General features: G+C 59.6%; 21 protein-coding genes. 7 read left to right on the top strand and 14 right to left on the bottom strand.

Features of this window, described 5'->3' with window-relative positions; translation table 11 throughout:
* Window positions 1–160 precede the first annotated feature (160 nt).
* Both OUZ52_RS08110 and OUZ52_RS08105 read right to left on the bottom strand, forming a co-directional pair.
* Window positions 161–562, bottom strand: a complete 402-nt coding sequence (locus OUZ52_RS08110) for an ExbD/TolR family protein (RefSeq protein WP_266157883.1) — start codon at window positions 560–562, stop codon at window positions 161–163.
* Window positions 563–739: 177 nt separating this feature from the next.
* On the bottom strand, window positions 740–1237 hold the full coding sequence (locus OUZ52_RS08105) for a VOC family protein (RefSeq protein ID WP_266157882.1): 498 nt from the start codon (window positions 1235–1237) through the stop codon (window positions 740–742).
* Between the two features lie 783 nt (window positions 1238–2020).
* Between OUZ52_RS08105 and OUZ52_RS08100 the strand changes: the two genes are divergently transcribed.
* The 3 genes from OUZ52_RS08100 (at window position 2021) to OUZ52_RS08090 (ending at window position 4923) form a co-directional block, all read left to right on the top strand.
* Window positions 2021–3241 (top strand): carbohydrate-binding protein, encoded by a 1221-nt coding sequence (locus tag OUZ52_RS08100; protein WP_266157881.1) that lies wholly within the window; start codon window positions 2021–2023, stop codon window positions 3239–3241.
* A gap of 134 nt (window positions 3242–3375) precedes the next feature.
* The gene (locus OUZ52_RS08095) at window positions 3376–4230 is read left to right on the top strand and encodes a PA4780 family RIO1-like protein kinase (RefSeq protein ID WP_266157880.1); all 855 of its coding nucleotides are present in this window, start codon (window positions 3376–3378) and stop codon (window positions 4228–4230) included.
* 156 nt (window positions 4231–4386) lie between these two features.
* Window positions 4387–4923, top strand: a complete 537-nt coding sequence (locus OUZ52_RS08090) for a DUF2058 domain-containing protein (protein ID WP_266157879.1) — start codon at window positions 4387–4389, stop codon at window positions 4921–4923.
* Between the two features lie 53 nt (window positions 4924–4976).
* Here OUZ52_RS08090 and OUZ52_RS08085 read toward each other — a convergent pair whose 3' ends face one another.
* Window positions 4977–6152 carry an alpha/beta fold hydrolase gene (locus OUZ52_RS08085; protein WP_266157878.1) on the bottom strand — a complete coding sequence of 392 codons (1176 nt, stop codon included), beginning with the start codon at window positions 6150–6152 and terminating at the stop codon, window positions 4977–4979.
* A 265-nt stretch (window positions 6153–6417) separates the two neighbouring features.
* On the opposite strand from OUZ52_RS08085, the gene OUZ52_RS08080 reads away from it, so the two are divergent.
* Window positions 6418–6837: a hypothetical protein gene (locus OUZ52_RS08080; RefSeq protein ID WP_266157877.1), complete on the top strand. Its 420-nt coding sequence runs from the start codon at window positions 6418–6420 to the stop codon at window positions 6835–6837.
* Window positions 6838–6988: 151 nt separating this feature from the next.
* Here the strand turns inward: OUZ52_RS08080 and OUZ52_RS08075 are convergent, their stop codons facing one another.
* The 5 genes from OUZ52_RS08075 to OUZ52_RS08055 all read right to left on the bottom strand — a co-directional run bounded on the left by OUZ52_RS08075 (window position 6989) and on the right by OUZ52_RS08055 (window position 10538).
* A complete protein-coding gene (locus OUZ52_RS08075; protein WP_266157876.1) occupies window positions 6989–7861 on the bottom strand; it encodes an NAD-dependent epimerase/dehydratase family protein in 873 nt (290 codons plus the stop codon).
* Window positions 7862–8204: 343 nt separating this feature from the next.
* On the bottom strand, window positions 8205–8624 hold the full coding sequence (locus OUZ52_RS08070) for a DUF1801 domain-containing protein (protein WP_266157875.1): 420 nt from the start codon (window positions 8622–8624) through the stop codon (window positions 8205–8207).
* 54 nt (window positions 8625–8678) lie between these two features.
* A complete protein-coding gene (locus tag OUZ52_RS08065) occupies window positions 8679–9089 on the bottom strand; it encodes a VOC family protein (RefSeq protein ID WP_266157874.1) in 411 nt (136 codons plus the stop codon).
* Between the two features lie 35 nt (window positions 9090–9124).
* Window positions 9125–9574: a helix-turn-helix transcriptional regulator gene (locus OUZ52_RS08060; RefSeq protein ID WP_266157873.1), complete on the bottom strand. Its 450-nt coding sequence runs from the start codon at window positions 9572–9574 to the stop codon at window positions 9125–9127.
* A 163-nt stretch (window positions 9575–9737) separates the two neighbouring features.
* A complete protein-coding gene (locus tag OUZ52_RS08055) occupies window positions 9738–10538 on the bottom strand; it encodes a helix-turn-helix transcriptional regulator (RefSeq protein WP_266157872.1) in 801 nt (266 codons plus the stop codon).
* Window positions 10539–10687: 149 nt separating this feature from the next.
* Between OUZ52_RS08055 and OUZ52_RS08050 the strand changes: the two genes are divergently transcribed.
* Window positions 10688–11596 (top strand): NAD(P)H-binding protein, encoded by a 909-nt coding sequence (locus OUZ52_RS08050; RefSeq protein ID WP_266157871.1) that lies wholly within the window; start codon window positions 10688–10690, stop codon window positions 11594–11596.
* Window positions 11597–11685: 89 nt separating this feature from the next.
* On the opposite strand, the gene OUZ52_RS08045 is transcribed toward OUZ52_RS08050, so the two are convergent.
* From OUZ52_RS08045 to OUZ52_RS08025, 5 genes are all read right to left on the bottom strand, one after another.
* Window positions 11686–12165: a hypothetical protein gene (locus tag OUZ52_RS08045; protein WP_266157870.1), complete on the bottom strand. Its 480-nt coding sequence runs from the start codon at window positions 12163–12165 to the stop codon at window positions 11686–11688.
* Window positions 12166–12556: 391 nt separating this feature from the next.
* Complete coding sequence (locus OUZ52_RS08040) at window positions 12557–13459, bottom strand: Dyp-type peroxidase (RefSeq protein WP_266157869.1); 903 nt, start codon at window positions 13457–13459, stop codon at window positions 12557–12559.
* Between the two features lie 165 nt (window positions 13460–13624).
* The gene (locus OUZ52_RS08035; protein WP_266157868.1) at window positions 13625–14026 is read right to left on the bottom strand and encodes a DUF4180 domain-containing protein; all 402 of its coding nucleotides are present in this window, start codon (window positions 14024–14026) and stop codon (window positions 13625–13627) included.
* The gene (locus tag OUZ52_RS08030; protein WP_266157867.1) at window positions 14019–14888 is read right to left on the bottom strand and encodes an alpha/beta fold hydrolase; all 870 of its coding nucleotides are present in this window, start codon (window positions 14886–14888) and stop codon (window positions 14019–14021) included. The genes OUZ52_RS08035 and OUZ52_RS08030 overlap by 8 nt, the downstream gene beginning before the upstream one ends.
* Entirely contained in the window at window positions 14885–15307 is a 423-nt protein-coding gene (locus tag OUZ52_RS08025) for a helix-turn-helix domain-containing protein (RefSeq protein WP_266157866.1), read from the bottom strand. Before OUZ52_RS08025 ends, OUZ52_RS08030 begins: the two co-directional genes overlap by 4 nt.
* Window positions 15308–15421: 114 nt before the next feature.
* Between OUZ52_RS08025 and OUZ52_RS08020 the strand changes: the two genes are divergently transcribed.
* Complete coding sequence (locus OUZ52_RS08020; protein WP_266157865.1) at window positions 15422–15553, top strand: hypothetical protein; 132 nt, start codon at window positions 15422–15424, stop codon at window positions 15551–15553.
* Window positions 15554–15795: 242 nt separating this feature from the next.
* Window positions 15796–16998 carry a multidrug effflux MFS transporter gene (locus OUZ52_RS08015; protein ID WP_266157864.1) on the top strand — a complete coding sequence of 401 codons (1203 nt, stop codon included), beginning with the start codon at window positions 15796–15798 and terminating at the stop codon, window positions 16996–16998.
* A 45-nt stretch (window positions 16999–17043) separates the two neighbouring features.
* Here the strand turns inward: OUZ52_RS08015 and OUZ52_RS08010 are convergent.
* Window positions 17044–17646, bottom strand: a 603-nt coding sequence (locus OUZ52_RS08010) for a class I SAM-dependent methyltransferase (RefSeq protein ID WP_266157863.1), incomplete at its 5' end; no start/stop codon positions are given.

Here is a 17646-nt window from a genome sequence, read left to right as displayed (position 1 = left end):
TTTTCGATCGATCGATCGTTGCCGTTGGCGTCATCCTTACGACGACTTGGCGCTGAAGGGCGCTGGCCCGCAACGCTTAGGATGGCCGCCAGGAAAACGGAGTGAGTGGCATCAAACTATTCGCCGCAGCCCTTCGTGCTTGAGCTGCGGCGAATGCCGGTCAACGGTTTTCGACAAAGTCGATTCTGGCCAGGCCCTGCGCCTTGGCGCTGGATAAGGCGTGTGCCACCACTTCGTAAGAAGCGCCATCAGCGGCATCGACCTGCAGCGCCGGCTGTACTTTTTGCCATGCCGCCACTTCGAGTTGCGCCCGGAATTCGTTCTCGCTAACCGGGGTATCGTTCAAGTACATCGAGCCGTCGGCGCTTATCGCCAGGCGGATGGGCTCAGGCAGGTCTGTGATTGGGTCCAGGGCGGTCTGTGGCAGGTCGAGCTTCACCTTATGCGTGATGACGGGTGCGCTGATCATGAAAATGATCAGCAGTACCAGCAGCACGTCGACCAGCGGTGTGATATTGATGGTGGAGATGGCGGTATGGGATGCGCGTGCAGAGAAAGCCATGAATCTTCCCCCTGGATCGGCGATTGACGATGGGATGCCCGGCGTTTTGCGGGGAGCCGTGGCAAGTTGAGCTTACTCGTGTGCGAATCGTGTCTGCCAGGGGGATTTATGGGGCGCCGTTCCCAGGTGAGTGAGCGGGGCAGGTCGTCGCCCCACTCATCGGTCGCCAGCCGCAACTCAGGCCGCCGCCTGCTGCAAGCCTGCTATGTCGAGCTTCTTCATCTGCATCATGGCGCTGGTGACTTTGCGGACTTTCTGCGGGTCGGGGTCGCTCAATAGTTCGATCAGCCTGGTGGGAACGATTTGCCAGGACACACCAAAGCGATCCTTCAGCCAGCCGCATTGCTGCGCCTTTTCGTCGCCGCCTTGGGTCAGCTTGTTCCAGTAGTGATCGACCTCTTCCTGCGAGTGGCAATGCACGACCAGCGAGACGGCCTCGTTGAACTTGAAGACAGGGCCGCCGTTCAAGGCGGTGAAGTTTTGCCCGTCGAGTTGGAAGCTGACCGTCATGACGCTGCCTTCGGCCTTGCCACAGGCCTGGGCGCTTTCTTTGCTGAAACGGGCGGCGCCCAAGATCTTCGCGTTATCGAACACGGATACGTAGAAATTCGCTGCTTCCTCGGCCTGATCGTCAAACCAGAAGAAGGGGGTGATGCGCTGGAATGTGGCGTTCATCGCTTTTGTCCTCATGGCATGGTTGCTTGGCGAAAGGCTGGCCGGGGCATCCATGGCCGCCCTCAATGAATGGACGAAGCAAGGTCGATGAGATCGACACTTTACGCCATCGAGTTTGGATGGCTTGCCTGGACTATGGCCCGGGCGGCAGGTCGGGCGACTGCGCGATGTCGCCTAAGATGAGTTTTAGACAACGTTGTCATTTAATGACTTTCGTGCAGTCAAGGGTAATGCTCCTGGTCGCCAGGCAAGGGGGCGAGAACAGATTATCGGCAGACCAACCGAGTGCGGTTTTTCTGTCGGAAAGATGTGTTTGATGAGCTTACGAGTCAGCAAACAATAAGCTTATGCCGGATCGGTTTTCAGCTTATAGAAAGGCACATTAAACACCGTGTTTTGGCATAAGAAGTCCGTTTTCTCGCTTTATTTTCTTCAAACATAGTCAATGTGATATTGACGTGAATATGTCGATTTTCCGGCATGGAGGGCGGGCGCCAGAAAAAGCATTTCATTAGGGTCATCACAGTTCGGAAATAATCTTATAGACAACGTTGTCATCCAGGTCTAATACGGCACAGTCTTGCCTCGCGGCAAGCGGTAAGGCGCAGGGATGCGGACATGGCGGCTGTCCTTACATCGTTAATCGGGGCGGCTGTTGAATCGTCTTTGGAATTCACCTGTAACGATGTAATCCAACCTGGAGACAGTCCAATGTCTGTGAAGCGATTGGTTATAAGGCCACGTGTGGTGCTGAGCGCATTGAGCAGCGCGGTAGGGGCGGTCATGTCGATGACCGTCTTGGCCGTGGTGCCGACGCAGGGGCTGCATGCGCAAACCGTGTGTGCCGCAGCGTGGAATGCGGCGACGGTTTATACCGGCGGCAATACGGCTAGTGAAAATGGCGTGAATTACAAGGCCAACTGGTGGACGCAAGGCAATGACCCGGCGACCAATAATGGCGGCAGTGGCTCCGGTCAGCCGTGGACTTCGCAAGGCGCTTGCGGTTCCTCGCCGCCGCCGCCCCCTCCGCCGCCGCCACCCCCGCCGCCGCCTCCGGTTGGCGGCTTGCTGTTCAGTCCTTACAAGGACATCACCGTCAACATGAATTGGAATACCAATGCCATGCAGACGGCGATTACCGGATCGAGCATCCCGATTGTCGGCAGCGGCAGTCTGGTTTCCAACTACGTGCCTAAGCTGGGGGCGATTACCCTGGCTTTCGCCACTGGCGAGTGCGGCAGTGAAAACTGGGGCGGTGTGCCCGCCGCGGGTTTTGCCAGCGCGAATATCCAGGCGTTGGCGAATGCGGGCTTGAGCTATGTGGTTTCCACCGGCGGTGCGGCGGGTAGCTTCACTTGTTCGTCACCGGCTGGCATGAGCAAATTCATTTCGACCTATACCTCGAACTACATGGTCGGGCTGGACTTTGACATCGAGGGTGGGCAATCGCAGGCGGATATCACCAACTTGGTGAATTCGGCCGTGTATGCGCAGGGGCTGTATCCGAAGCTGCGCTTCTCCTTCACCTTGGCCACGCTAGGCTCATCCGATGGCAGCTACGGAGGGGTGAACTCACTGGGTGACATGGTGATAAGGGCGGTAAGGGCCTCCAGCCTGAAAAACTACACCATCAATCTGATGGTGATGGACTACGGCGCGGTCAGTCCCTCGGTCTGTGTGGTGTCTAACGGCGTGTGTAACATGGGCCAGACGGCGATCCAGGCGGTGCAGAACCTGGAGCATACCTATGGCATCCCTGCCGGCAACATCGAGCTGACCCCGATGATCGGCATGAACGATGTCTCCAGCGAGGTCTTCTCGATCGCCGATGTGGACACCATGACCAGCTACGCGGTCAGCCAGGGCCTGGCGGGTATCCATTTCTGGTCGCTCGACCGCGATACGCCGTGCAGCAATGGTTCGGCTTCTTCTACCTGTAGTTCGGTCAGCAACGTCTCGGTACTGGGCTATACCAACCGTTTTCTGAATGATTTGGGCCGTTAAGTTAAGCCAGGGGACTCGGTTCTGTAAGACGCCAGTGGGAGTATCGGCGTAATATACGAGCCTGCGTACACCCTATTGTCGTAATCAGCACGCCCGCACATGCGGGCGTGCTGATTCCTATACTCCCGGAATTCATGAGAGCACCTAAGGATTTACAAGCCCTGATCGATGATGGCGTCATCGACGAAGTGATTCGACCGCTGAAGAGCGGCAAGGAAGCTTCGGTCTATGTCGTGCGTTCTGGCACGGATGTTCGCTGTGCCAAGGTCTACAAGGACATGGCGCAGCGTAGTTTTCAGGCGCGCGTGCAATACCAGGAAGGGCGCAAGGTTCGCGGCAGCCGGCAGGCGCGCGCGATGGGTAAAAGCACCAGCTTCGGCCGCAAAGAGCAGGAAATCGCCTGGAAGAATGCCGAGGTCGATGCCTTGTATCAGTTGAAAGAGGCCGGCGTTCGCGTGCCTCAGCCTTATGGCTATTTCAACGGTGTCCTGGTGATGGAGCTGATCACCGATGCGGAAGGGTTTTCGGCGCCGCGATTGGGCGATGTGGAGCTATCGCCGGAGCAGGCGCGTGAATATCACCGGTTCCTGATTCGCAACATCGTGCTGATGCTGTGCAGCGGGCTGGTGCATGGTGACTTGTCCGAATACAACGTACTGGTCGCGGCCGATGGCCCGGTCATCATCGATTTTCCGCAGGTGGTCAACGCGGCGGGCAACAATGCGGCTCGTGCCATGCTGCAGCGTGACGTGAATAACATCACCGCCACACTCGCCCGGTTTGCTCCTGAATTGCAGAACACGCGTTACGCGGAAGAGATGTGGGCGTTGCTGGAGCAGAGCGAATTGCGTCCGGATAGCGCGCTGAGCGGGCTCTTTATCGACGACGACACGCCGGCCGATCTCGAGAGCGTGACGCTGGCGATCAACGAGGCGCGCGAAGAGGCCATGCGCCGGCAGCGCGGGCGCGAAGAAGCGGAAAGCGCGTAAGCGGCGAGTCAGCGCTTACGCCTCGGTGTCGCTTATCGCCGCAGGCGTTGCGATAAACCACCATGCCATGGTCAATCACGGCCATCGCCGTCGCCGGACCCGCGGCGTTACAATGGATGTTCTGTCATCCTGCTGGCTTCTTTGGTCGAGTTCCGTATGCGTAATCCTTTGCAAGAACAACTGCTCAAGGCTGGCCTGGTCAAGAAAGGCAAGGTCGCCGAGGTGGTGCGCGAGCAAGCCAAGCAACGCCAGGGCAAGGCGCCGGCAGCGGCGAACCCCGCGCAAGTCGACGCGAAGCAGTTACAGGCCGAGCGCGCCGAGCGTGATCGCGCGCTGGCGGCGGAGCGCACTGCGCAAGCCCACGCCAACGAATTGCGCGCGCAGATCCGCCAGATTGTCGAAACCAACAAGGTCAAGCGCGAAGGCGAGCTCGACTATCGCTTCACCGACAAAGACAAGATCAAAAGCGTGCTGGTCAACGAGACCCTGCGTGCCCAGTTAGCCAAGGGCATCCTGGTGATTGCTCGTCACGATGACGGATATGAGCTGCTGCCACGTGCGGCGGCAGAAAAAATCTATGCCCGCGATGCCGCGATGATTGTGCTCGATCATGCGCGCGACTCAGTCGCTGTTGCCGACAGCGACGACGAGTACTACAAGCAATTTCAGGTGCCGGACGATCTCACCTGGTAAGCGCAGTAAGGGCGACCTGCGATGTCGCCCTTACTATCCAGCATGCTTGCTCGTCAGTGATCGCTGACCACGTCGTCGGGGGCGGCATCGTTGGCTTGTACAGCGATCGGTCGTACATCGTTGACCAGATGCAGCAGGAATCTGCCGGGCTGTTCTTGCATGATCATATGAGCTGAATCGGCGAACCAGACCAGGCGCTTTGACGGTGCCTGCAGGGTGGTGAACCACTGCGCGGCGAGCTCGTGTGATACCGCGTAGTCGTGGCGGCCGAGAAACAAGAAGATCGGGCATTCGAAACGATGGATGCTGCTCAGGTCCAGCGCGGAGAGTGGGCGGAGCAGATGATTCAATGTCTGCAGGCTGCCCGGGCCGATCGCATCGAGATCTTGCTCGCTGTAATCCGGTGAGAGTTCTTCGGCGTGGCTGTCGAATGCGTAGCTGGTTCGGCCATAGGCGAGGCCGCCATAGTAAGAAAGCCATTGGCGCTGCAAGCCGATTTTCTTCAGTTCGATGTCGCCGTCGCCAGGGTAAGGGGCGATGCTGGCCAGTTCCTTCTGCGCCTGGGTGTTTTGATGCTCACGGGCTTGCTGCATGGCGAACTGGTAACCCAGAGCCTCGTTCTGTCGCACGTTGACCACTTGCCCCACGCCGATATAGGCATAGAACCATTCGGGGTGGCGCTGCGCCAGGCGCACACCCAGCACGGTGCCCCACGAATGACCCAGCAGGAAAATCTTTCGCTTGTGGTAGGTGGACTGCAAGTAGCGCACGACTTGTTCGGCGTCGTCAGTCATTTGCTCGATGGTTAGCGTCGGTGCGACCTTGTCCGGATCGTTCGCCGCATAGGTTTTGCCGGTGCCGCGCTGGTCCCATTGCACGACGGTGAAGTAGTCCTCCCATGGCCGCTGGAAGGTGTAGGCCAGGGGCAGGTCCGGCGATGCCGGGCCACCGTGCAGAAAAAGCAGGATCGGGTTGCGATTATCGTTGCCGCGAATCGACAGGATCTGCTTGATGCCGTTGATCGGCACCGCGACCGTGCTGTCGATGCCGTTGGGCGAAACGATCTTGCGCGACTCGGCAATGATGTTCTTGGCATCCTGGGCGGTGAAGCCTGGCGATTTTTCTTGCGGAGCGGGTGTTGCCGCGACATCGAACGAGTGAGCGCATGCACAGGCAAGGGTGAAACATATCGCTGCCACTACGTAAAACGACTGCTTGATGAAATTCATCGGGCCAGATCCTGTGATTATGTGCGATCAGTCATCGGGGCAATCAGGCTCGCCGCCTCGGCTGGGCAGGCGACTATTCCCAGGTCAGGCAATCTAATGTTTCAAGGGACGAACGGATATGTGTCTCTCTGCACAGAGACTTCCGCCGGTGATGGCCCGATCGATGCTGGCGGGCTGTGCTCGGCAGCTGGCACTGACGGGCTTTAGCTATGCATCGCCCGGCCGATAGCCCTAAGGAATCCCCTTATGACGCAGGAAGTCAGGCATGAAGATCGGCGGCGACATCTCGACGACTGTCGGGCGCATCAGTGCCGCTGTAGCTGCAGCGCCAGAACAGCCCTCGGCGCGCTCGGCGGAGGGGGCGGCGACATCCTCCGATAAGAGCAAAAGCCATGTCTCATTGCCTAAGCCCGCGGCGGCATCCGGTGGTGCTTCCAATCCTGGGATAGAGCAGCTGAAGAAGACTATCGAAAGGTTGAAGAAGCAGCTGGCCGAATTGCAGAAGCAGTTGGCGGATGCCGTTCGCCGAGCCTCTGCAAAAGATCCTTCGGCTCAATCGATCGTGATGAGCCTGCAGTCGCAAGTAGCGTCAATCAGCGGCGCCTTGCAGAAAGCCACGGCGGCATTGGCGGAGTTGATGCTTAAATCGGGGGCCACGACGGGCATGGTCAATACGCAGGCTTAGCTGCTGTTGCTTGGAAAGGATGGCTTTGCCGGCGGTTTCTATGTCGCGCGGTCAGGTAAATTCTGCCTAAGCCTATTCAAAAGATGGCGACAGCAATATGCCGATCAGATCCTAAAGACTGATCGCTGGGATATGTGGACCGGGTTGTGGCTTAGCGCACCAGGCCGGCTCGATAGTCGACATACAAGGGCTCCCACGACAGCAAATCGCGTGCTCGTCGATTTGTCACTCGAAAGGATGGCATGAGCGTTCGGCCGCCGGGTGCTGGAGGGTTGCTTCCGGCGACGGCGCATACGTAACTGAGTATGTCGCGCCAAGGTGCTGGGTGATTGTCCGCTACGATCAACGCCTGACGTGAAGGCCAGCGACCGATCGCCGCTACGGTCGCTGCGGCCATGTCGGCGATGTGGACAAGCGAAACGTAGTCGTTGCCTTCTTCCGGCAACCTGAGCTTCGCCGCGCGGGCGCGAGCGAACCAGTCATCATCGAAGCCGGTGCCGGGGCCGTAGAAAAGGCCGCCGCGCAAGACCAGCCAGTCGAGGCCTGATGCTGCGATGGTCGCCTCCATCGCCCGCACCGCGGAAATCGCGGATGTCGCGATGCCTTCTTGTTCCAGCGGATGAAAAGTCGTCTCGTCGGCCCACGCATCCCCGCCGCCGGCATGGGTCATGGCAATGCTTTGCTGAAGAATGCGCGCCACCCCGGCATCGTGGCAGGCGCGTACCCAGTTGGGTGTGCCCTCCCGGCGGAGCTGATCGTTTTTGGCGTAGTCACCTTTCGAGATCGGGCCGGGCAGGTTGCTGGCGAGATTGATGGCGATATCGCAGCCGACCAGCCCTGCTCGCAACGATGCTTCGTCAAATATGTCGGCTGTGGCCAACTCGGCTCCGCAGGCGGCGGCTGTCACGGCAGCCGCGGGGCTTCGCACCAGCGCGCGGACGCGGTAGCCGGCAGCGGTCAGCCGGGGTAGCAAGTGGCGGCCATAAACCCCGGTCGCGCCGAGGACTGCGATACGCGTACTCAATGTAGCAGCTCCTTCGCGTTACCCAGTGATGCTGGAGGTGTCCGCGATGATGGGTTACCGCTTACGGTGAATAACACCTACGTACTTGGTATTTGCCGATGCGCCTTGCAGCCATCTTGCGCCTCTTGCAGCAATTTCTCTCAGCGTCTGTGGGCGCAACGCGGTAGTGCGCCGACCGTTTTCTTTTGAGCGGTTCCAATGTTTTGGCTTGAACGTCGCATGACGGTGAGCCAGATCAATAAATCGACCCGATTCACTCGGGGTGTCTCGGGTCGATACTGCCTGCTTGTTTGCCTGAATTACTACTTATCGCTTTCCAGTCGGGCGAGACCAAACGATGGTTTTATGCCTTGCTGCTCTTGCTTGCTCTCGTTCGAGTGCCCGCTGGCGCGTTCTTTTTTAATGTCGTCTGGTTGTACTCGATGGCCGCACGGACCAGGCTTTTCAGCGCGCGCTTGTTGATCTTATCGCCCTCGAAAATATCGATCGCCCGCCAGCTGCCGCCGTCGAGACCCGCATTGAAGAGCTTGTCAGGATCTGCCAGCTTCGCGCCGTGAGAAAAGGTAAGTTTCACCTTCGCCTTGTGCGCGTTGCCGACCGCGATCATGCCATGGCAAAACCACACCGGGCTTCCCATCCACTTCCATGCTTCGACGATGTCCTTGTCGGCCTCCAGGATGGTTTTGCGAACGTCGGCGAGGGTCTTGCCACGCCAGTCCGTGATGCCTGCGATCAGCTGGTCAATGCGTTCCGATGGATTCATGGGATTCTCTGGCCCTGTGCTTGCTCATTCAATCTTCAATCGACGACGTATGCCTCAGCGTAGCTGCTGGATACGAACCATATTGCCGGCGGGATCCCGCACCGCGCAGTCGCGCACGCCGTAAGGCTGGTCGGTCGGCTCCTGCACGATATCGGCGTCGCGGGCCTGCAGCTGTTCGAAGGTGCCGGCGAGATCCTTGGTGGCCAGGAGGAGGATGCCGAAGGTGCCCTTGGCCATCATCTCGGCGATGGTGCGGCGTTCATCGTCGGTGACGCCAGGGCTGGCGTCGGGCGGATACAGCACGATGGAGGTGGCCGGTTGGCCGGCCGGCCCGACCGTGATCCAGCGCTTGCCGCCATAGCCGACGTCATTGCGAACCTCGAAGCCGAGCGTGTCGCGGTAGAAGGTCAGGGCGGCGTCGGGGTCGTTCTGCGGAAGGAAGCTCGAGTGAATGGTGATGTCCATGGTGGCTCTCTCAGTGGTGGTGAAATCCATGGCGATCAGTCTAGTTCTGGCTCGGTAAGCGGCGCTTCTCGATTCCTGATCGGTCGTGTCACTTGTTTGGCCACGCACGACGGAATGCCTACCGTCGCATGCGCCTGCTGGCGCCGATAGGTGCCGGGCGACATGCCGACCAACTCGGTAAACCGCGTACTGAAAGTACCTAGCGATGCGCAGCCGACCTCGAAACAAACCTCGGTAACGCTGATATCGCCACGGCGCAACAAGGCCATCGCGCGCTCGATGCGCCGCGTCATCAGATAGGAGTAGGGCGACTCACCGTAGGCAAGCCGGAACTGCCGGCTGAGGTGCCCGGCCGACATATGCACGCCGCTGGCCAAGGCCTCGACGTCCAGCGGCTGTGCGTATTCCCGGTCGATTCGGTCGCGAACGCGGCGCAACCTGGCGAGGTCGCGTAGATATTGAGCTGCAGCGGGTCTGCTGGTCATTGGCAGAATCGTGTCATGTCGCCCCGGCCTGCTCAAGTCCGTCGAGGCGGCGTAGCCGGGGCATGTTTTCGTTACTGTGGGCCCGGTCGCGATAACTTGCCGAGCCCGTTTTGCCGTGGGATGACCCAACGGCATTGAGATAGCACAAGCATCATGGCGCGATTCAAATCTTGCCTGGGGTCACGCCGAGCAGGCGCCGCATCCACCGTGCCATATGACTCTGGTGAGAGAAGCCCGCAGCCAGCGCGACCTCGCTGGCCGGCAACGATCGATTCAGCAGCAGGACGCGCGCCTTCTCCACCCGGCGACTGACCACATACTGATGTATCGACGTGCCTTTTTTCGACTTGAACTCACGCTGCAGGTAGGAGCGACTGACACCTGCCACGGCGGCCAGTTGACTGAGCGAAAGAGGCGTATCCAGTTTGGCCTCGATAAAGTCGACCACACGTTGAATCTGCAACGAGGAAAGGCCCTCGCGCGACGGCTCCAGCGGCCCGGCATGCCGGGCCAGCAACTGCACGGCAAGCGCCACGCCGAGACTGTCCATGTACAGGCGACCACCGGGTGAACCCGCGCCATGCTCGGCATCGATGGCCAGCACGAGATGGGTAAGGCTTGCTTCCACAAGCAAATGGCGGGTCGCCACCGCGATACGTGCACCGCATACGTGCATTTCGTCCGCCACGCGCTGGAGAAAACCACTCGGCATACGTACTTCGAGCGAATCGCTGCGTTCATCCGCATCGAAGCCACCGATACTGTGCGCCGGAGTGAGATCGATGTGCCCACGCAAGCGCATGAAGCTCAGGCCAGACTCCCAGCAGGTCGTCAAGGTGCGTTTGCTGAGATGCAGACTTACGCGGTGTTCTGCGATCTCCGGAAGATCGACGCGTCCAGCCGGGTTGGCGCGGCGGACAACCTGAATACCGGCAGGCGGCCAGAGATCGGGCGTGGTGAGCATAGGCGGCACTTTATCGTGATGGCCTGGCTTATGTCAGCCAGGCCTGGAGCGCAAAGTGGAATGTGTTGTTTGCCAGCGCCGAATGTGCGCGACGATAACCAGGGTTGACGGTACAAAGCCGCTTACTTTTCAACCACGAGCTACCCTTCATGTCACAAGCCAAGAAACTCATTATCGGTGCCGGCCCGACCGGCATGCTGACCGCCCAGGGTCTTGCCGCGGAAGGCGATGAAGTGACCATCGTCTCGCGTAGCCCCCGCGCGATGCCTGCGGGCATCCGTCATGTGGCACTGGATGTCACCGATGTCGCCGCACTGACCCGGCTCGCCGAGGGTGTGTCGACGATCTTCAACTGCGCGATGCCACGCTACGACCGATGGCCGCAGGAGTTTCCGCCGCTAGCGGCGGCGGTGCTTCGCGCCGCGGAAGTCTCCGGTGCCGATCTGGTGACGCTGAGCAATGCTTATGGCTATGGCCAGGTGGCCGGGCCCATGACTGAGTCCTTGCCGATGGCGCCACAGACCGTTAAAGGCCGCGTACGCGCAACGATGTGGGAGGAAGCGCTGGCCAGCCGTGCCCGGGTGACTGAAGTGCGCGCAAGCGATTATCTGGGCCGCGACGCGCTATCGCTTTATACGTTAATGACGCTGCCTGGCGTTATCAGCGGTCAAGCCACTCACTTTCAGGGCGACCTCGACGCGTTGCACAGTTGGACCTACACCCTCGATGTCGCACGGACCTTGATGGCTGCTTCGCGCTTTGACGGGGCGTGGGGGCGCGCCTGGCACGCTCCCTCCAACGACCTCTCCGTTCGTGCCTTGTCTATCCGCATCGCCGACATCGCCGCCGCGCCGCGGCCGATACTGACGCGGTTGTCGACCGACCAATGGCAGGCTCTCACTGCCGGCGATCCGATTACCCGCGAGGTCACCGAGATGGCCTATCTCTATGATCTCCCCTGCGTTCTGGACTCACGTGCTACGCAACAGGCGCTAGCCGTGAAGGCCACCGCTATCGATGAAGTGATTCGCGATGTCCTCGGCATGAGCGAGGGCTAAGGCGGGCGTGGCAGCGCATGAATCGCTCGCCTTGATAGAGCAAGAACAAGCGCTGGAGATCGGCCCTTAGCATGGCGTTCGAGCTATGGCTATTGCTTGCTGTCGATGTCGCTCTTGGTCGCCGCGGCGGCTGCCAGGTGCGGCGGTGAATAGTTGTATTGATCGACGAAGTAGACGCGATCGTAGCCAAAGCTGTTTCCGTCCTTGAGGGTCCATGCTTTGGCGTCGGGGTTTTTCGATGCTGGGGCATCCGACGGTCCACAGCTACGTTCTGAAGTGCATACCCAGGCACTGCCGCCTGCAATGGAGCCGATCAATACATGCTTGATGGCCGGGCCGGCAAAGGTCCCGGCAGGCACCATTTTTTGCGGCAGACCCTGGGGCGCATCGCGCATGGCATGAAAATTTCCTCCATACGCGATCAACCTCTCATGAGAGGCTATATCGCGGAGCGCCTCGCCCGTATGTTGCTCGAAATCGGCGACACTCGGTGCTGAGCCATACTGGAAATGAAGGTGGATTTTCCCCTCCGCCTCCAAGGGCAAAAGGAATTGGACCAGACGCCACATGGATTCGGACGACCGTCCATCCGTCCCGGTCCAAAATGTCGCCTGGCCATTTCTTGATGAATCCGGGAGTTCAAGCGATACCGTAAATGGACTGCTATATCGCTGTGTGGCTCTTTTGACCAGGCAGCGAATCAGTGCCGGCGACTGCACGGTGCCGTGCAATTCACCGAGGTAGACGCTGCCCAGGTCCAGGATCGAATCCAGCGAGGTATCCGATGGGCATGTCGTGGCTGCACTACTGACTGGGGCGGCAAGCAAGCTAAAGAACAGGGGAATCGTACTAAGCACGTTTGCAGCTCCCGGTATGGTTCGTCATGGCTAAAACGAGGGTGGCCGCAGCTGATCACCAGGGGCGGCGCAATCGCCCTGCTTAGTGCCTTGGCCACGATCGTCAGTCGGCGATATGTTGCAAAAACGTCATGGAGGGCACGAAAAACAAGCTGCCGGTAACGGCTTTACTGTGGTCGAGCAAGCGGTCGTAGTTGCCCGGCGGCCGGCCGACGAACATATTGACCAGCATCTGTTCGATGCGTTGCGGGGAGCGCGCATAGCCGATGAAATAAGTCCCGAATTCGCCTTTGCCGCTGTCGCCGAAAGGCATGTTGTCACGCACGATTTCCAGTGACTCGCCGTTTTCGACGATGCTCGTCAAGGCGTTGTGCGCATAGCTCGGCTTTATGGTGTCGTCCAGCTCGATGTCGGCAAGCTTGGTCCTGCCGACGATCTTCTCTTGTTGCTCCACCGGCAGCGCGTTCCAGCTTTGCAGGTCATGCAGATACTTTTGCACGATCACGTAGCTTCCACCGGCGAAGGCCGGGTCTTCGTCACCGATGATCGCGGCATCTATCGCCGCCTGGTCTACCGGATTCTCGGTGCCATCGACAAAGCCGAGCAGGTCGCGGTTATCGAAGTAGCCAAAGCCATGCACCTCGTCGGCGGTGGCGACGGCCTCACCGAGCCGGGACATGATCTGGGTTACGAATTCGAAGCATAGATCCATGCGCGTGGCGCGCACGTGGAAGAGGATGTCTCCGGGGGTGGATACGGCATGGTGTTGCCCGCGGATTTCGCGGAACGGATGCAAATCCCTGGGCCTTGCTGGCCCGAAGCATCGGTCCCAGCTATCGGAGCCAAAACCCATCACACACGAGAGCTGCCCTTCGGCATCTCGAAAGCCCACGGCGCGCAACAGCCCAGCCAGGTCGCCGCAAAGCGCGCGAACGGCTTCGCGATGCTCGGGCTCGGGTTTCAGTGTCAGCACAAGAAAGATAGCGGCGCGTGTGAGCTTGGCCACAACGGGTTGCGAAATGGTGGATGTCACATCTTTCCCCAGACGTTGTTTGGCATAGTTTAATCACGACCTCGTTGCCGGAACAAAGAGCTAAGAACTCGGTACGTATGTTTATGGAAGCGAGTTTATTGACACGGTTCGCTGGAATGATGATGCGGCGCGCATGGCCTACGACGTTTGCTGATGCGCTGTGTGCGCATGATCGATGGCAAGCCTAGTGCGCAGTGCCTCTTCATCGGGCAAAAACCAAATCATCTGGCCCCGATTCGACTCCGCAATGAAATCTCGCACGGCGGCACTTTTCTCGATCTGGCTGGCCATGTTGCCGACAATGGCGACGCGCAATCGGTAGTTGGTGAACTTCTGCACCAGCACGCCGGCCAACCCCGTTTGCAGGCGAAAGAAGGCCGGGGCGATTCGCGCGACCGGAATGACTACCATCGCCACGGGCAAACCCCATGTGGCGCCAATCAGGTTGTCGATATCGCGTTCGTTCGCGATCAGCTCGCCGGCTTGCGCGCAAAGCAGGACAGGTAGCTCGCCGATGAGGTGCAATGTTGCATCAGTCATTCGATACACCGCTCGATGCAAGCAAGAATCTCAGCACCGGTTCGGTCTGTCCTTGCACATAATGCGGCGCCTGCGGAAGCAGCCGGACGACAGCATGCGGTAGGTTGGCGATGACGCGGCGCTGGGTCTCCTCGGTATCGAGAAGCGCGTCCTTGCCGCCGACGATAACCAGCACCGGCATGGTTAAACGACGCAGTGCGGTGTCGCTCAGTACGGGTATCGACTCGCGCCGCGGTTTAAAGCGACGGCTGATGCTGTCCAGTAAATCCAGCAATGAGCGTGCATCGCCGGACAATATCTTGGGCATCGATCCCAGCACCCTTTGCCTGACCCGTTGCCGCCCCCATTCGCCCAGCAGGAGCAAGGGGGCTGCTTTCCACCAGAACGCGCGCTGTCGCCCGATGCCGGAGGGATACAGCAACGCCAGTTGGGTGACGCGAGCAGGATGGCGTGAGGCGAAATCCAGCGCCAGCCAGCCACCCAGCGATGCGCCGACAAAGGCGGCCTGGACCACGCCTAGATGGTCCAGTACATCGCTGATCCATGCCGCATAGGTATCGCTGTTTAACGCCGGCCGAACCGGCGCACTCAGGCCGGCCTCGCCGATCATGTCGATCGCATAGACACGAAAATGCTTCGACCAGACCGCCGCATCGAACATCCACGCGGCCGCGTTCGACAATGAGCCATGCAGCAGAGCCAGTGGCGGCGCAGCGGGATCTCCGCTGGCAACAACAAAGGTATCGCCCACGCGCGTGGTCACCCTGAGCTGGGTGTTGGCGACCGGCCAGCGCGACAGCAGCGCACGATAGCGCTCGTGCACATCGCGTGCGGCTGTGGCGGATTTGAAGTAAGCCGTCATCCGAGCGCATCCGCCATGGTCTGTATCGACGTCAGCAAGGCGGCCATATCCGCCGGGGTAGCGATCAGCACGATTTTTAGTAGCGCCTGCGATGGATCGTAGGCGGTATGGCATTGAATACGCTCGAAGCGGTTGCTTCGACCCATCAGCGAGGCGTGCAACATCGTGGCCAGGCGATCGGCTTGTTTATCGGACAGCGCCGATATCTCGACGATGCTGGTGACATGGATCGGCTGCGGTTCGCCGTCGACGGCGCGTTCACCGCCGGCAAACGCCACAATATCCTGGCGCAGCAGTCGATACGATTTGCCGATCCGGGTTGCGGGCAGGCGGCCATCTCGAATATGCCGCAGTATCGTTTTCACGTGCAGTTTCAGGCGGTCCGCCGCCTGTGCGACGGTATAGAACTCCTCGCTCATGCTTTGTCTCTATAGTTACTTATTGATCCCTATGTTACGGAATAATTGATGACAATAGATGACTTTGGTCGTGAGTCATCAGCGGATACTGGCCAACGCTTGCCGAGAGTCGCGATGCTGTCCCGTTGCCGGATTCGCCATCGCGGCTTGCCAGTGGGAAAGGGCCGCCATGTCTCGATGGTCGGCAGCTACCCCTACGCGCTATGGGCTGTGCTGGTCGCCGCAAGCAGTCAGTTCGATGCCTGATCTGCGCCGTTTACCGATGCCGGGTATGGCTGGTCGCGACAATAACGTCATTTATGCCAAGAGGTTACAAATCAGAATGGCACCTGCTGACGGCTAGGCCACAGGTCATGCTTGAGTTTTAGCACTGATTAGTTTAATAATTCGCGTCTCGCCGGGTCCATCGCATGCTGCGTTTGATGGCCTTCCGGCTTAGCCGTGGAGGCATCGTTCCGGCCCGGCTTTATCGATCAAGGAATCACTTCATGACATCCCGGTTTCTAGGGGCGGCACTCATTCTCGGCCTGCTGTCGGCCATCGGTCCGTTTGCGATCGATATGTATTTGCCTGCGCTGCCTACCATCCAGCAAAGCCTGGGCACCAATGTAAGCATGGTGCAGCTGAGCTTGATGGCGTTCTTTATTTCGTTGGGTATCGGCCAGCTTATTTATGGCCCGGTATCGGACATGGTGGGGCGCAAGCCGCCGATTTACTTTGGCCTGAGCTTGTTCGCGCTGGCGAGCATCGGCTGTGCGCTGGCGCCGGATATTCAGACCTTGATCGTGCTCCGTTTCATCCAGGGCCTGGGGGCTTGCGCCTGCATGGTGATTCCACGCGCCATCGTGCGCGATATGCATACCGGCCACGATGCGGCTCGTTTGATGTCATTGCTGATGCTGGTGTTCAGCGTGTCACCGATTCTGGCGCCGTTGACCGGCAGTCTGGTGATTCGGCTGGCCAGCTGGCGCGGCATTTTCTGGACCGTGATGGGCGCGGCGGTGTTCGGCCTGATCCTGGCCGGAACCATGCTTAAAGAGACGCGTCCACGCGAGCAGCGGGTGAATAGCAATCTGCGCACGGCACTGGCGGCCTACGGCACCTTGCTAAGGGATCGTCACTTTCTCGGCCTGATCTTTATCTGTTCGTTTGGTGTCGCCAGCTTCTTTACCTACTTGGCGAACTCGTCGTTTGTGCTGATCGACCACTACGGCTTAACCCCCACGCACTACAGCTTTGCGTTCTCGGTCAACGCGGTGGCGTTTATTGGCGCGGCCCAGCTTACCGGCCGCCTGGGTGCGCGCTATGGCCTGGCGCGGGTGGTGAAAACGGCGGTGACGGGATATGCCGCGACCATGTTGCTGCTATTGCTGTTGAGCGTGGCCGGGGTCGATCGTCTCGACGTGTTGATGACCCTGTTGTTTGTCGGCTATGGCTTTCTCGGCCTGGTCATCCCGAGTTCGGCGGTGCTGGCGATGGAAGAGCACGGCAAGATCGCCGGTACCGCGTCGGCCTTGTTGGGCACGATGCAATTCATTACCGGTGCTTTTGTGATCGCGGTGATCGGCCGCTTTATCGACGGCACCGCGCGGCCCATGGTGGCGGGCATTGCGGTCTGCGCCGTGGTGGCATTTACGCTGGCCCAGACTACGCTTCGACATAAACACCGCATGGCCGTCGCCGAGGGATAAGCGCGACGGCGCGGGTCGAGATGCCGGCTTGCTGTGAGCCGGTTTTCAGACCATCACCGTGTCGCGCCGGTAGCTCAGCAAGCGGCCGCGGAACGGCTCGATATCCTTTTCGTTGAAGCGGCTGCGCATTTCGATAACGCCGTAGCCCTGGCCGGCCAGGGCACGGGTAAAGGCGGCGCTGTTGCCACGCCCCGGATCGGTGATGAGTATTTCGGTATCGGGCTTGGCATGCCGCAGCATCAGCTGGGCCAGTGTGTCGGCGTGTCCACTTTCGTACAGCACGTCGCTGCCGATGATGAGGTCGAACAGCCCGAGCTCGGTGTCGGGTATTTCCCAGCGTAGATCGCGATAGGCAATATGGGGCAGGGCATTTTGCACGGCGTTGCGGCGTAAAAATAATTCGGCCAACGGATGATGATCGGTGGCGGTTACGTTGGCGAGTCGCCGTTGCAATACCAGGCTGGACAGGCCTAATCCGCAGCCCAATTCGAGAATACGCTTGCCCTCGATCTTGTACACGCTCATGGCTTCGGCCAGTACGCGGCCGGAAGGCCATACCTGACCAAACAGACTCCACAGTGCCGATGAGATGCCTGATCGCGCAGCCAGTCGATGCGGGTCGGCGAATTGTTGCAAGTCGCTCAATGC

Source organism: Dyella silvatica (assembly GCF_026283955.1).
Taxonomy (GTDB): Bacteria; Pseudomonadota; Gammaproteobacteria; order Xanthomonadales; family Rhodanobacteraceae; genus Dyella_C; species Dyella_C silvatica.
The sequence above is the reverse complement of the archived record's forward strand: the minus strand, read 5'-3'. Positions and strand labels throughout refer to the sequence as shown.